The following is a 13,783-nucleotide window of genomic DNA, read 5'->3' as shown; positions in this document are numbered from 1 at the left end:
TTACGCCTCCTTCGGCTGCGGCAGCGCTTCTTCACTGACCTTCCGGCTCTTCTTCGCCAGGCGTGAAAGAGTGACGGCAAAAACCAGCATCAGGACGATGGAAAAGAGGGCAGAGGCGATGAATTTCTCCACGGAAGGCTTGTTCAGATTGAAGTAAAGAAGCTGGCCGACATTCAGCAGAACCACGCCACGCAGCATCCATTCCACATTCATCTTGTGCAGGATGTAGGTGCCGAAGGGTGCCATGAAAAGCACCACCGGATACGCACACAGCCATGTCCGCACCTGGTCGTGCGAGAGACCCGCATCCACGAAATGACGGTAGGCATACCCCAGCACACTCATGGCTGCCATGAGCATGATGCTCAGGTGCGTGGCCACCTTTTCATTCATCGTGAACCGCGTCACCAGCAGTGTATAAAGGATGATGTCCGCCCCGGTGCCGAACAGGCTGGCGCACATCCCGGCCAGCAGCAGGATCACTCCCAGATAAACCGCATCCCAGCCGCCCTTATACTCCAAAAGGACCCGGTTGCCACGATGGCTGCTGTTGATGTAGGCGATGGCAAAGGTGGTGATGAGGCTGAGAAACAGAGCCTGGATAATATACACCGGCATCGTCTGCAGCGTCAGCATCCCGATGACAAAACCCACAAAGGCGACCGGTATAAAATACAGCATCGGTTTGTAGGCCCGCAGCAGGTTGGCCCGATTGCTCAGGATGAAGATGCTGGCACTGGTCATGCCGATGCTCTGGATCATCAGGCTGAAATCGCGGGCGATGACGCGGTCAATATTGAAGAAGACGCTCAGCACCGGAAAGGCCACCGCCCCGCCGCCCTCCGGTGTCAGCCCGGCCACGAAAGCCCCCACCACCATGATGGCCGGGTAATGAAGATGAGAGGCCAGGAAAGCCAGGTCCGAGAAGCTGTAAAAAAGCCCTGCCCAGACGATGAGCGCACCGATGAACCAAAACGTAAATACTTTGCTGCGAAACATTCGTCTGCACTGACAAGCAGGAGCTTATCCAGGCAACTGGCAAAAAAAGGAGGTGGTGATACTATTTTAGAGGTTCTGTGATAACGGCCCGGCATAAGAAATAGCCCGCCTCATGGGGTGCCTATGAGCCTGACCACCTCCTGCCAAAGCTCATCTCCCTGGGTGCTGTTAGTCATGATCACCATTCCATGTCCGCACTTGGGATCAAACTCCGTGTAGCTGCGGAAACCGGTACCGTTGGAGCCGCCATGGCGGATGCGATCACCAGAGGCAGTGCTTTCGATGCTCCAGCCAAGGCCGTAGCGAACCTCCTCGCCGGTTCGGCCATCCCGCCGTGTGAGTCCCTCTTTATCTGTAACCGGACCGGTGCGGGTGAGCATGGACTTGATGGATTCAGCAGTGAGGGAATGCGGGGCGCTGCGATCCGGGTTCATCATTTCCAAAACGAAGGCCGCATAGTCCCGTGGGGTGCAATACAGACTGTAGGCGGCATTTGGTCGTGTATAGAGCTTACGCCCGGTTTTGGCCCTGCCTTCATCATCATGACCGGCAGCGGCATGGACTGTATAGGCCTCCTGCCAGATGAGACTGCTGCTTTTCATGCCCAGCGGCTCCATGAGGGTCCGCTGCAGATAGGGCTGCAAATCCTCCCCGGTGATCTGCTCCATGACGCGCTGGAGAAGGAGTATGCCTTCTCCCGAATACAGGTGATTTGTGCCTGGCTCATGCATGACCTTCAGCGGCTTGTCACCCCGCCAGTTCGGGAAGCCGCCCGTGTGGCTCATCACCATGCGTGCGGTAATTTTGAGGTGCAACGGCTCATCCGGCAGGTAAGGCGCGGGCAGGTATTCGTTCAGAGGACGGTCCATGTCCAGCTTGCCTTGCTCCACCAGCTTCAAGGCCGCATACACCGCCAGCGGTTTGGTCATGGAAGCCGCCTCAAAAACGGTGCGCTCATCCACCGGTGCCTCCTTTCCGGCCTCGCGCACACCGAAGTATTTCTCCCAGGTGATGCGGTGGTTTTCAATGCCAATGACCGCCACGCCAGGCACATGGTGCTTCGTCATGAGCACCGGCACCTCCCGGTCCAGAACAGAGGAGGACGAAGAGGTCTCTCCTGCCGTTTCATGGGCTTGCAGGATCAGGCGCACCAGCTCACCAAACTGGGTGGATTCCACTCTGCGGCCCGACTTGTTCGTATTCACCCGGTGCACTATGACGAGATCCAGCGGCGGCACGACCAGGATGTAATGGCCGCCTGCTCCGCGTGCCGAATAGCTGCCATCCGGCAGACTTACACCTTGAAAATGCTTCCCACCGGTGGCGATCCACCAAAGGTAGCCGTATCCGCCGCTGTTGCCAGCATTGGAATACGAGGTGGTGCTTTCCTCCACCCACGCCGCCGGGATCACCTGCTTGCCGTCCCACTGGCCTCCGCGTAAAAACAGCAGGCCGAAGCGTGCCATGTCCCGCGCAGTCATGCGGAATGGATAGGCCCGATGGATGGAATCCGCGCCCGTCACATACTCGCCATCCTCCACGCGGTAATCCTGCATGCCTATGGGATCCGCAATTTGCTTTTTGAAGTCCTCATAAATGCCAGCCCCGGTCTTCTGCTCATAGACGGTGCCCAGGGCATTGAAGTCCCAGTTGTTATAATACCAGAACTCCCCCGGCTTGTGGCTGTGCCGCTGCGGGCGTGCCGCCTTCATTTTCGCTGTCTCATAAAGGGCAGGATGATAGATGCCGGAACGCGCCTTCAGCAAATCCGCCACGGTGGCCTTTTTTTCAATATCAGTTAGGCCGGGTTCGTTATCACCCACATCCAGGTCAGCCATCGTCTCCTCCATTTTGATGCTGCCCCCCTCCACCTGAATGCCATAGAGTGCGCTCAGGAAACTCTTGCGGATGGAGTGTACATTGAAGCGCTGCTCAACCGCGCCCCATTCATCCAGCACCTTGCCGTCCACGACGATCATCACAGCTTCCGTGTCCAGCGTGCTGGTGTATTGCCGTGCGGCCTGGAGCTTTCCCACTGACCAGCCTTTTTTGGCAGGATCGGCCAGCTTTTCCCAAGAGCCTCCCGGAACCTGGGCCTGCAAGGCGCTGTGAAGAACCAGCAGAAAAAAGCAGGCGCGCAAAGAAGAGATGGGCATAAACCCATTACTTCATCTGCGCCCGCCTCCTTTCCGTTGAAGATGATCAGACTGCACGCTGGCGAATGCCTGACAAGGTGTATAGAGTGATTCCGAATGAAACCTGCTCTTTCCAAATGGAACTCAACCCTGGCTCTGCTGGGGTTCCTGGTAATCACCTTCTGTGCTCCGGCCCTGGGAGCCTTTACCCTTCCTGGCGAGTGGTATGCGGGCCTGAACAAACCCTCCTGGAATCCGCCCTCCTGGGTTTTTGGTCCCGCCTGGACGCTGCTTTATACCCTCATGGCCGTCGCCGCCTGGCTGGTGTGGAAGCAGGGCGGGTGGACCCGGCAGCGCCGACCCCTGACCTTGTATTTCATTCAACTGGCCCTCAATGCCGCCTGGACTCCCGTCTTCTTCGGTGCCCATCAAATGGGTGCCGCCCTGGCTGTCATCATCGCCCTATGGCTGGCCATCCTGCTGACGCTGATTAACTTTTGGCGGGTGAGGTTGTCTTCTGGCCTGCTCTTGGTTCCCTATCTGGCCTGGGTGACTTTTGCAACGACGCTCAATTTCACTCTCTGGCGGATGAATCCTTGAAGCAGCTCAAGCCCTATCATGAAGCGGCCATTGGCACGCCATCGGCGCATCTGCCTGGCCACAGCCATCCCACAGTATTCATGGGAAAACTCTGGAAGCCAGACCGCAGCATGCTTCTTTCTGCGGTTTAATTATCATGTCCGCTGCCGCCGTCATTCAGCTCACCCAGGAACAAAGAGAATCCATCATTGCAGCGCTGAATCTCTTTGAGTCTCACATCGTCAGCCGGGGTGCGGCCCTCATGCGTGAACGGGCGGTGCGCAGCCTGCGCCGGGTGGAGGACGGGCTGGGGCTGGAGGCCAGGGTCCAGGGGGGGAAGCTTTATACGACCACTCTTTTCTTTGATGGCCCGGAAGCCGTCACAGACTGCACCTGCCCCTACCAACATGACTGCAAACACGCCGCCGCCGTCATCCTGGAACTGCGCAAACACGCTGGCCATGCCAAATCCGTCGCATCCCCAGCCGGCACTCTTTCAGGCAGACCGGAAAAACCCACGGCATTCGAAGTCCCATCCCTTCCTCCCGATTCTTTCGCCGGCCAGATCGAAGCCAAAGTGGGCAAAAAGCTGAACAAAACAGCCCTCAAATTCCTCGCTACAGTGGAGCCCTGGTGGCTGAACAAAACCTCCTTGGTGGATCAAATGGAGATTCATCAGGCCTGTGGCCGCAGCAATTACTGGGGCTACCGTCAGCTCAGCCTGTGGCCGGATGAACTGCCTCCCACCACTCTCTGGGAATTCATCGCCTACCTGGCCATGGCCATGAAGAAATCCAGCCTGGAGATGCCGCCCCCACTCCCCGAAGTCGTGGACCCAATGCTGCAAAAAGAGCTTCTGAAAAAATGGCAGCGCCTTCAGGAGATCGAAGAGTGGAAAAAAAATCTCGGCAGCTGGCAGGAGCCTGAGGAGGAAGCCGGTGCTCCCGCTCCAGAACTCCGCCTCGTCCTGCATTCCAGCGCCGCATTGATCCAGGTCCGTCATCCAGGCGATGCGGAGTTTGGCAAAGTCACCCAAAAACTGCTCAAGGAACTCAGTCAAAATGCCTCTCACGGGCCTTCCTATGGCCCTTCTTACGGGCCACAAGTCCCCCAGCTCAGCGCTGGCTCCAGCATCGTGCTGCAGTCAGCCCAGGGCATGTACCGCGAAGTCATCGGCTCAGAGATTGGTGCGATGTCAGAAAGCCTGAACCGCAGTCTGGCCCGCCTGATCAGCAGTCAGGACATGTTTTTCCTGCATGTCGCCTCCGCCTCCGGGGAGCCGGTACAGATTTCTGAAGAAGCCCTGAAATGGGAGCTTCTGCCAGCCCTGGACGCCACCGGCAATTACAAGCTGCGCCTGTTGACCGCAGAAGGCATAGCACCGCCACCGCCCGTCGCCATTCTTCCCGGCAGCCCCATGCATTACGTCACCAGCGAGGTGGTTTATCCCCTGTCTTACTGGCCCTTCAAAAATGAACGGCAAACCTGGCCGGTCACCATTCCTGCCCAGGCCTTGGAGACACGCGAGGGCGTCAGTGCCCTGGCCAAGCTGGGCCTCGAACCACCGGCCCGGCTGGCCGGGAAAATCAAGCTGGTCAAGGCGGACATTACCATCCGCAGCGGGATCCACCGCTATTCCCATTCCCCCAGTGAATACTTTCGCCTGGACGCCAAAGCCTCTTTCGGCGGCGTGGAAGCACCCCGGGTCTGGAATGGCAGCCAATGGATCACCCACTACCGCCACCAGGCCTCCCAGAAGAATTCCGCGCAGCTCATCCAGCTCGACAAATCCGCCCTTTCCCCGACAGGGGCCTGGTTGCGCCAGATGTCCCTGCGCCCCACCAGCGACGGCGAAGCAAAAGTGGAACAACGCATCGTCGGCAAAGACTGGCCGGACCAGTTCCTCGCCTGGCTGGACCGCCGTCCGCCCGGCATCAACGTGGAACTGGATGCCGAGCTGGCCACCCTTCGCGATGGCAAGGTGGCCGGGACGATGCGCCTGGACATTGAGGAATCCAAAAGCGGTGTGGACTGGTTTGATCTCAGCCTGGCCTTGGATGTAAGCGACCACACCCTGACTCAAGAAGAAATTGACCTCCTGCTGAAGGCCAAGGGCAGATGGGTCAAGCTGGGGAGCAAAGGCTGGCGGAAGCTTGAATTCGACCTCTCCACCCAGCAGCAGCAGGACCTGGCCGATCTGGGCCTCTCCACCCATCAGCTCACCGGGGAGAAACAACGTCTTCACGCATTGCAGCTCGGCAGTGTGGCCCGTGGTGACAGCCATCTCCTTCCTGCGGAACGCGCGCAGCAGGTGCGCCGCCGGCTGGAGGAAATCGAAACCCGCGTCACCCCGGACCAACCTGCCGCGATCAGTGCCACGCTGCGCCAGTATCAAACCGAGGGATTCCATTTCCTGGCCTACCTCTCCACCAACCGCTTCGGCGGCGTGCTGGCGGATGACATGGGCCTGGGCAAGACCCTGCAAGCCCTCACCTGGATGGCTTGGCTACGCGCCGAACAAAAAGTAAAGGAACCACTGCTCGTCGTCTGCCCGAAGTCCGTCCAGGACAACTGGCGTGCCGAGGCCGCCCGCTTCTGCCCGGACTTGAAAGTGGAAGTCTGGAACCGTAGCAATGCCGGCAAAACCGGTCTGGATGGCCAGGCAGACCTCCTCGTCATCCACTACCCGCATCTTCGCATCCACGAAGAAACCCTCCGTGAGGTGAGCTGGGGAGCCGTCATTTTGGACGAGGCCCAGGCCATCAAGAACCCCACCTCCCAAAGTGCCAAAGCCGCCTGCGCTCTGGATGCCCGGCATCGCCTGGCACTCACCGGCACGCCAATTGAAAACCGCCTGCTGGATCTCTGGTCCATCTTCGCCTTTGCCATGCCCGGCATCCTCGGCAGCCGTGCCAGCTTTAACCGCATCTTTGATGCTAGCGAGGACCCGCTGGCCCGCCGCCGCCTGGCCGCCCGCACCAAGCCCTTTCTCCTGCGCCGCACCAAACAAGAAGTCGCCACCGACCTGCCGGACCGCGTGGAGGAAGACCTCATCGTGGAAATGGAAGGCACCCAGGCCACCCTCTACCAGGCGGAGATCAAACGTGCACGCGCGCAGCTCCTCAAAGTCGAAACCAGCCGCCAGCTAGACAAGTTTCGTTTTAACATTCTCACCAGCCTCCTGCGCCTGCGCCAGATCTGCTGCGACCCACGCCTTATCGGCCTGGAAAAGGCCGCCGTTCCTGAAGAAGCCCAGCCCGGCAAGCGCAAAAAGAAAGCCGCCGCCTCCAAGGTCGAAAGCGCCAAGCTGGCCGCTCTCATCGAGCAGATGGAGCCCATCATGGAGGAGGGCCAGAAGGTGCTCGTCTTCTCCCAGTTCGTGGAGATGCTGGAGATCATCCAGGCAGAGACCAGTCAGCAAGGCTGGACCACCTTCATTCTCACCGGTGCTACGGAGGACCGGGGTGCCCTGGTCAGCGCCTTTCAGGAGCATGACGGTCCGGCCATCTTCCTCATCAGCCTCAAGGCAGGCGGGTTCGGGCTTAACCTCACCGCCGCCAGCTACGTCATCCTTTACGACCCCTGGTGGAATCCTGCCGTGGAGGCCCAGGCCATTGACCGCACCCACCGTATCGGCCAGAAGCAGACCGTGTTTGCCTACCGCCTGCTCATCAAGGACAGCATCGAGGAAAAAATCCGCATGCTCCAAAAGCAGAAAGGCGCGCTTGCCCAGGACATCCTGGGGGAGGAAAGCTTCGCCCAGGGCCTTACCCTTAGTGACTTTAGCTTTTTGTTAGGCTAGATGGCTGCACCGCGCCGGGCGGTGTCATCTCAGATCTCTCCAAAGTGTTTTTCGCGGACGCGGACAATAGCATCCAGCATCGCATCGGCTTCACCACGGATCTTGGGATCCAGGCTGGAGGCGCTGCGGTTGTAACGGCGGTAAAGCAGTTTCAGCCGCGCCTGGATCTGTTCCTTCGGCATCTTGGGGGGGATTTCGCACAGATCTTCCGGGCTGCGGACTGAGGGCGCAGCAGCTACCGGAACAGGAGCCATCCGCTGCAAGACAGAACCGGGCCGGGCGGTTTCCGCCGGTTTGCTGACAGGGGCGGCGGCCGGTTTGGCAGCCTGGGACTTCGACAGGGATTGTAGGATTTTTTTAAACATCGCGGTGTTGGGCTGGGGGTGGATGCCGCTGGCGTTATTCGATTCTCATCGTGCGCAGATGCGCGCTCTTGCGCTTGAGATCTTCATCGGAGAGCACCCCTGCACCTTTATAGCTCACCGCCACCTCACGGCTGCGTCCGGACTGCTTGTCCAGCACCAGAGCACGCACACGCTGGTTTTCATCATAGCTGAAGGTCACGGCCACCTCACAGCCCTTGGGCCGGTTCGGCGGCACCTCCAGAGTGATGCGGCCGATGATGTCCACAAATTTGGCGTCCTCATCCTCGCCCTGGGTGATGTCCACCTCGATGACACGCTCGTTGTCCTCGCTGGTCTGATAGACCTGGGTGCGGGAGCAGGGAATGGGAGTGTTCTTTGGAATGACCACGGAGTTCATCAGCTTCTCCTCCCCCGTCTTGGCGTTGTACACCATGGCCACCGTGCCGTAGCTGGCATTGCAGACCTCCTGGATGCGGGCGGATTTTTTGGCAAAGAGGGCCGCGCCGAGCGCTACACATTCATCTACATTGCCGCAGGACTTGGGCGTCTTGGAAAACATCTTCTCCAGAATGGTCTTCACCTTCGGGATGCGGGTGGAACCGCCGACGAGGACCACATGATCTATGTCCCCCACCTTCAGTTTGGCCGAATCCAGGGCCTGCTCCACCAGCATTAGCGTGCGGGTCAGCATGTGGCGGATCATCTTTTCAAAAGCGTCCCGTGACAGGTCAATTCGGGCCAGGCCGTCGTTCTTGTCATTGGCCACCGTGTCATTCACACGCTGGAGCTTGGAGAGCATCTTCTTGGCATCTTCCGTGGCCAGGAGTACGCGGCGGCGGTGGCGCTCCTCGTTGTAAAGCGGCGCACCTGTCTGCTTGGTGTACTGCTCCGCATAAGCCGTCAGCAGCATGTCATCAATATTGCTGCCGCCCAGGTGCCGCGCGCCTTCGCTGGTCAGGATGCGGATATTATCGCCTTCCACCTGCAGGATGGTCACATCCAACGTGCCACCGCCCATATCAAAGACCAGGATCCGGCCCTGCACGCTCTGGCTGTGCGCATAATAAACGGCTGCGGCTGTCGGCTCATTGACCAACCTCTTCACGCGCATCCCCGCCATCTCTGCGGCGGCGATGGTGCTCTTGCGGGCCAGTTCATTGAAGTTCGCCGGTACGGTGATGACGACTTCCTCAATGTCCCCGATGATCTTGGAGCAATCCCGCTTCAGTTTGGCCAGGATGAGCGCAGAGATCTCCGCCGGAGTCCACTTTTTGCCGTCAATCTCCACCAGGTATTCCGGGTCATCCATGTGACGCTTGATCTGGAAAATGGTGCGGTCCGGCTCCCCGCCGTCACGCGCCGGGCTGCCCACCAGTTTCACATCTTCATGCGCTTCAAAAAACACCACGGATGGAGTCAGACGCTCCCCATCGGAATTTGGCACGATCTCGGGATTGCCATCAGGTTTCAAATAAGCCAGGCCCGAGAGCGTGGTGCCAAGATCAATGCCAACGTATTCTGCCATAACAAAAAGGATAAAAAAAGAAATCTACTGGCTGGAAGTTCTCACCTCCACCTTGCGCAGGATGAGCTCATGGCCTTCCTCGCGGGAGTAGATAAACCCGGAACGGCAGGTTTCCACCACGCGTGGTTTATTTTTACCAGGGATGGATTCCACAACGGTGATGCGCCGGCGCAGCTCCACATCCACCTCCAGCCCGCCCCCCACGTCAAATTCGCTGATGCCGTGCTGGAACAGGATGTCTTCAAAGGAATGCCGCAAGGTGCGCAACTGGGCCACCACGTCACCTCCATTGTGACCGGCATAGCGGGAGCTGAGCGCATCAATGAGGTCAATGCGCTTGATGATGTCATGGGCAAACATGACCACGGTGGATTCCTCCGTGGCCAGTCCGCGGCGGAGGATTTCGTGCTTTTCCTCCAGCTCCAGAAGCTGGCCGCGCAGCCTTGCCTCAATCTCCTGCCAGTGATGCAACTGCGCTTCAGCCTGCGCAAACTCAGCGCGACGGTCATGAAGGGACGTGATCTCGGCCTTCAGGCGGTCCGCTGTGGCGGAGTGCTCGCGGACCTGGGTATCAATGTCCGCCAGGCGCTTGCGCTGCTCGCTCTCTGCTGCCTGCAAACTGGCGGCCTGTTTTTCTGCCTGCTGGGTGTAGGTCCCCAGCTCGGCCTCCACGGCAGTGCGCTCTTTCTTCACCTGCTCCACACGGGCGGATTCCCGGTTTACGGCTTCCTGCAGGGCATTGATCTTGACTTGCAGGGCCAGCTCCCGCTCAGCCGCATCCCGCAGGGATTTTCCGACCTCGCCCTGCCGGGCTTCCAGTCCGGCCAGAGCCGCGCCGAGTGTCAGCACTTTGCCGCCGGTCTGGGTAAACTCGGCCAGGCGGCTTTCTTCTTGACGTATTTTGTCCTGCAGTTCGGCCAGCACCGCTTTGCTGCTCTGCACCTCCAGCCTTTGCGAATCCACTTCCTTGAGGAGGCGTGTTTCTTCGAGCTTCAGGTTTTCCACGCGGTCCATGCGGGTGTTCAGTTCCGCTTCCAGTCCGGTGGCCTGCGTGCGCGCCGCATCTGACCTCTGGCGGGATTCCCGCACCTCCCTTTCCAGGACTTGCAGGGACTGCTCGGCAGCACGGGTGGCTTCCTGGGCTGCTTTCAGCCGGGCGGCTTCCCTGTCCACCTCCTCCTGGGCTTTCATCAGCCGTTCCTCACGCACCTGGTGGGCAGCCTCAAGCTGGGAAATCTGTTGCTGGACGTCAGCCAGTTTCTTGTTGGCATTCTCCGTCGTGACATTCAGCCGGGTGACAAACTGGGAGGCTTCCTCCCTTTCTTTGGTGAGGCTGGTCAGCATGGCCTGCAAACCGGCGAGCTCTGTATTGAGCGTCGGGATTTGCTTGCGCAGAAGTTTTTCCTCCTCCCGGGCTTTGGCGATGGCGGCTTCAGATTCCAGCCGCTTCGCTTCTGTGGACTGGGCCGCAGCGGTAGCCTTTTGAAGACGGGTCTCCGCATCGCCTGCGCGGGTTTCCTCCGCTTTGGCTTTCTTTCCCAGTTCAGTGATCTGGGAAAGGAGGGTTTTGGATTCCGCTTCGTATCGCGAAATCTCTTTGCGCAGACTTTCCTGCAGTCCTGACAGCTCCGCCAGGGTCTTCTCCTCGGCCTGGCGCTGCTTCTCAGCCTCAATCAGTGCTGCGCTGGCAATGGTCAGCTGCTGCTCTTTCCCGGCCAGCTCGGCAGTGCGAGTTTCGCTGGCGGAAATTTGCGCCTGGAGTTCACGCAAACGGGCATCTGCAGCACTTGCATCCGCCAGTTTGGCCTTCGTTTCAGCCTCCAGATTGTTGCGTTTGTCGTGGAGCAGCTTTTCCAGGTTGGCAGCTTCCGTGCGCAGGGCTTCCGTCTGGTCCAGGGCCGCCTTGCGGTCCGTCTGCGCCTTCTCCAGGGCGGCAGTCGTGGCCTGCTTGTCACGCAGCAGCGCGGACATATGCGCACGCAGGCTGTCGGTTTCCGCCTTGAGGCCGGGCAGCACCTTTTCATGTTCCTGCCGCTCTGCCGCCATGGGCAGCAGAATCGCAGTCAGTTTTTCATGCTCTTCCTGGCTTTTGGCCAGCAAAGCACGGCTTTGTTCCAGCCGCTCTTCCACTGACGCGAGTTCCTTGACCTTGATCTCCAGCCCGGCTGTTTCCCCGGTGAGCTGGCTCATACGGGCTTCGCTGTCAGCCAGTTCCTTCAGCTTGCCGGCCAACTCGGACTGCAGTTTGTCCGCGTCGGTGCGTAGCACAGTCACCCGGTTTTCAAGCCCGGACTGCTCCGTCTGCAGACGCTGGCATTCGCCTTTGGCCTTCTCCTGGTCCTGCTTGGCCGTGGCAAGCTCTGCCCGGACCTCCGCCAGCTTTTTCTCAGACTCGCCAAGTTCGGCAAACTGCTTTTCCTTTTCTGCGATCTGGCCTTTCAGGCTTTCCAGTCTGGCCTCAGCCGACGTGAGCTCCTGCTGGCTGGCTTCCAGCTGGGTTTTCAGGCTGCCAGCCAGCTCATGGGTTTTGGCCTCAGCGGCTTTGACCTGCTGCTGGCAGTCCTCCAGGGTGGCTTCTGTCTGGCGGAGGGTTTCACGAGATTTGCCCAGCTCGGTGGAGACTGTTTCTTTCTGCTCCTCCAGACTGCGGATTTCTTTCTCCAGGGCTTCGCGTCTGCTGCCAAGCGTCTGGGTAAGCGTGTGCTGCGCACGGCCTTTCTCCGTTCTTTCCAGCAGATCACGCGAGAGGGCATCCCGCTCACGGGTCATCTGGGTGATGGAGGCAGCCAGTTCAGCTTTGTGGGATTCCACCGCTTTCAGAGCATCACTGGAACTCTTGAGCTGCGTATCTGCTGCAGCCAGATCGTCGAGCCTGTTGGTGAGATCGGCCGAGCGCCGTTCCAAGGCTTGCAACTCGTCTGTCTTGACGCGGACTTTTTCTTCCAGTCCGGCCAGCTTCTGTGCGGCTTCCGCCTCCGCATTCTGCTCCCGTTCACGAAGCTGGTCTCTTTGTGTCTGCAGCTTTTTGACCTCGGCTTCCAGTTGCTGCATGTCCGCGTTGAGGGTCTGCTGTTCCTTCAGCCTCACGGCCAGTTTCGCCTCTTCCTGACGGAGCTCTTCAAGTTTCCCTTCCAGGTCCTTGATCTCCATCTTTCGGACCACGGCCTGCTCTTCCAGCGCCCGCAATTCTGCGCTGCGGCCTTGAACGTCCGTGCTTTCAGATTTTTGCGCCTCCGTCAGCTTCTCAATGGCTTCTTTTGTCTTTGCTTCGGCCTGCTGGATCTGCTCACGCAAGGCGGCCAGTTCCGCCAGAGCCACCTCCCTTTCTTTCACCATTGTGCTGCGCTCAGCGTTGGATTTGTCAGCCTCCATGTGGAGAGACTGAAGACTCTTGGCCGCCATCGCGATGTCCCCCTGGACTTTGGCCAGCTCACTGCGGGAGGACTCCACCTGGCTGTGTAGGTTGGCAGCCTCCCGTCGTTTGATCTCGAGTTGGGAGATGTCCGCCTCCGCGCTGCCCAGCGTCGCCTTTAGCCCGGCGATCCGGGTCTCCAGCTCCTCAGCGGATTTCTGCCGCTCTTCGATGCGCTTTTCCAACTCCAGCATCTCTTCGCGACGTCCGCGCTCCTTTTCATTTTCTTCCCGCAAAAGGTCACGCTCTTTTTTCAGCGCGGTCGTTTCCAGCCGTAACTCTTCCGTCTGTTTTTGCAAAGCAGGGTCCAGCCCCGCAGGCCGCTGGATGGGGCTGGTCTGTGGAGCAGCCAGCGATGGCCCCTCCCCTCCTGTTCCTTCCGTCCGGACAAGCGGGACCTTGACAGGGGCTATTGGACTGGTGTCGGATTTCGCCGCCGTGTCCCTGGCGGGGATTGATTCTGTATCGCCGCGCCGTCCGTCTGTGCGGACCGGCTGTCCCTTGCCAGTGGAGGGGGATTTCACTTCTGCGGCTGGAGCCATGCCTTTGGGCGGGCGCTCCCGGAAACGGGAATCCAACTGGCCAAAACGGATTTTATCCCCCCCTTTCACTCCGGTACGCTCAATGCGCTTCCCATTCACGAAGGTACCATTCGATGACTTCAGATCCAGCAATTCGTAACCCCCATCCGCCTGACGGATGAACTCGGCGTGAAACCCGGAGATATAAGTATTGTCAATAACGATGTCATTCTTGGAGTCCCTGCCAATGGAGAGACGTTCTTCGAGGATGTCGAAGACGAATTCGTTTCCGTCATTGAGGTTGAAGGCCAGATAAGGCATGCAGGGAGCGTAACTGTGGATCGGGACGGCGAGATTAATTTTGGAAAATCATTGAATCAATCTTAATAAACCAAGTTGGCTGCTCAGTTCGCATCGGCATGCCATCATTTCAGACTCCTGCCAG

At 59.1% G+C, this 13,783-nt stretch carries 7 protein-coding genes; 2 read left to right on the top strand and 5 right to left on the bottom strand.

What is annotated here, in order from left to right; genetic code table 11:
* Complete coding sequence (locus tag WJU23_RS17640) at positions 1 to 999, bottom strand: sulfite exporter TauE/SafE family protein (protein WP_346333927.1); 999 nt, start codon at positions 997 to 999, stop codon at positions 1 to 3.
* Positions 1,000 to 1,109: 110 nt separating this feature from the next.
* The gene (locus WJU23_RS17635; RefSeq protein WP_346333926.1) at positions 1,110 to 3,155 is read right to left on the bottom strand and encodes a serine hydrolase; all 2,046 of its coding nucleotides are present in this window, start codon (positions 3,153 to 3,155) and stop codon (positions 1,110 to 1,112) included.
* Between the two features lie 96 nt (positions 3,156 to 3,251).
* On the opposite strand from WJU23_RS17635, the gene WJU23_RS17630 reads away from it, so the two are divergent.
* A complete protein-coding gene (locus WJU23_RS17630) occupies positions 3,252 to 3,734 on the top strand; it encodes a TspO/MBR family protein (protein WP_346333925.1) in 483 nt (160 codons plus the stop codon).
* 136 nt (positions 3,735 to 3,870) lie between these two features.
* Positions 3,871 to 7,515, top strand: a complete 3,645-nt coding sequence (locus WJU23_RS17625) for a DEAD/DEAH box helicase (protein ID WP_346333924.1) — start codon at positions 3,871 to 3,873, stop codon at positions 7,513 to 7,515.
* A gap of 29 nt (positions 7,516 to 7,544) precedes the next feature.
* Here the strand turns inward: WJU23_RS17625 and WJU23_RS17620 are convergent, their stop codons facing one another.
* The 3 genes from WJU23_RS17620 to WJU23_RS17610 are packed head-to-tail and all read right to left on the bottom strand — an operon-like array spanning position 7,545 to position 13,659.
* Positions 7,545 to 7,880, bottom strand: a complete 336-nt coding sequence (locus WJU23_RS17620) for a hypothetical protein (protein ID WP_346333923.1) — start codon at positions 7,878 to 7,880, stop codon at positions 7,545 to 7,547.
* Between the two features lie 34 nt (positions 7,881 to 7,914).
* Positions 7,915 to 9,405, bottom strand: a complete 1,491-nt coding sequence (locus WJU23_RS17615) for an Hsp70 family protein (RefSeq protein ID WP_346333922.1) — start codon at positions 9,403 to 9,405, stop codon at positions 7,915 to 7,917.
* A gap of 24 nt (positions 9,406 to 9,429) precedes the next feature.
* Positions 9,430 to 13,659, bottom strand: a complete 4,230-nt coding sequence (locus WJU23_RS17610; protein WP_346333921.1) for an FHA domain-containing protein — start codon at positions 13,657 to 13,659, stop codon at positions 9,430 to 9,432.
* Positions 13,660 to 13,783: the final 124 nt, after the last annotated feature.

It is taken from the genome of Prosthecobacter sp. SYSU 5D2, from assembly GCF_039655865.1.
In the GTDB taxonomy this organism is placed as follows: Bacteria; Verrucomicrobiota; Verrucomicrobiia; order Verrucomicrobiales; family Verrucomicrobiaceae; genus Prosthecobacter.
The sequence above is the reverse complement of the archived record's forward strand: the minus strand, read 5'-3'. Positions and strand labels throughout refer to the sequence as shown.

Bases quoted from the DNA above. Each gene is read 5' to 3' on its own strand.
- WJU23_RS17615 (WP_346333922.1), bottom strand. From the start codon at position 9,405: ATGGCAGAATACGTTGGCATTGATCTTGGCACCACGCTCTCGGGCCTG.
- WJU23_RS17610 (WP_346333921.1), bottom strand. From the start codon at position 13,659: ATGCCTTATCTGGCCTTCAACCTCAATGACGGAAACGAATTCGTCTTC.
- WJU23_RS17640 (WP_346333927.1), bottom strand. From the start codon at position 999: ATGTTTCGCAGCAAAGTATTTACGTTTTGGTTCATCGGTGCGCTCATC.
- WJU23_RS17620 (WP_346333923.1), bottom strand. From the start codon at position 7,880: ATGTTTAAAAAAATCCTACAATCCCTGTCGAAGTCCCAGGCTGCCAAA.
- WJU23_RS17625 (WP_346333924.1), top strand. From the start codon at position 3,871: ATGTCCGCTGCCGCCGTCATTCAGCTCACCCAGGAACAAAGAGAATCC.
- WJU23_RS17630 (WP_346333925.1), top strand. From the start codon at position 3,252: ATGAAACCTGCTCTTTCCAAATGGAACTCAACCCTGGCTCTGCTGGGG.
- WJU23_RS17635 (WP_346333926.1), bottom strand. From the start codon at position 3,155: ATGCCCATCTCTTCTTTGCGCGCCTGCTTTTTTCTGCTGGTTCTTCAC.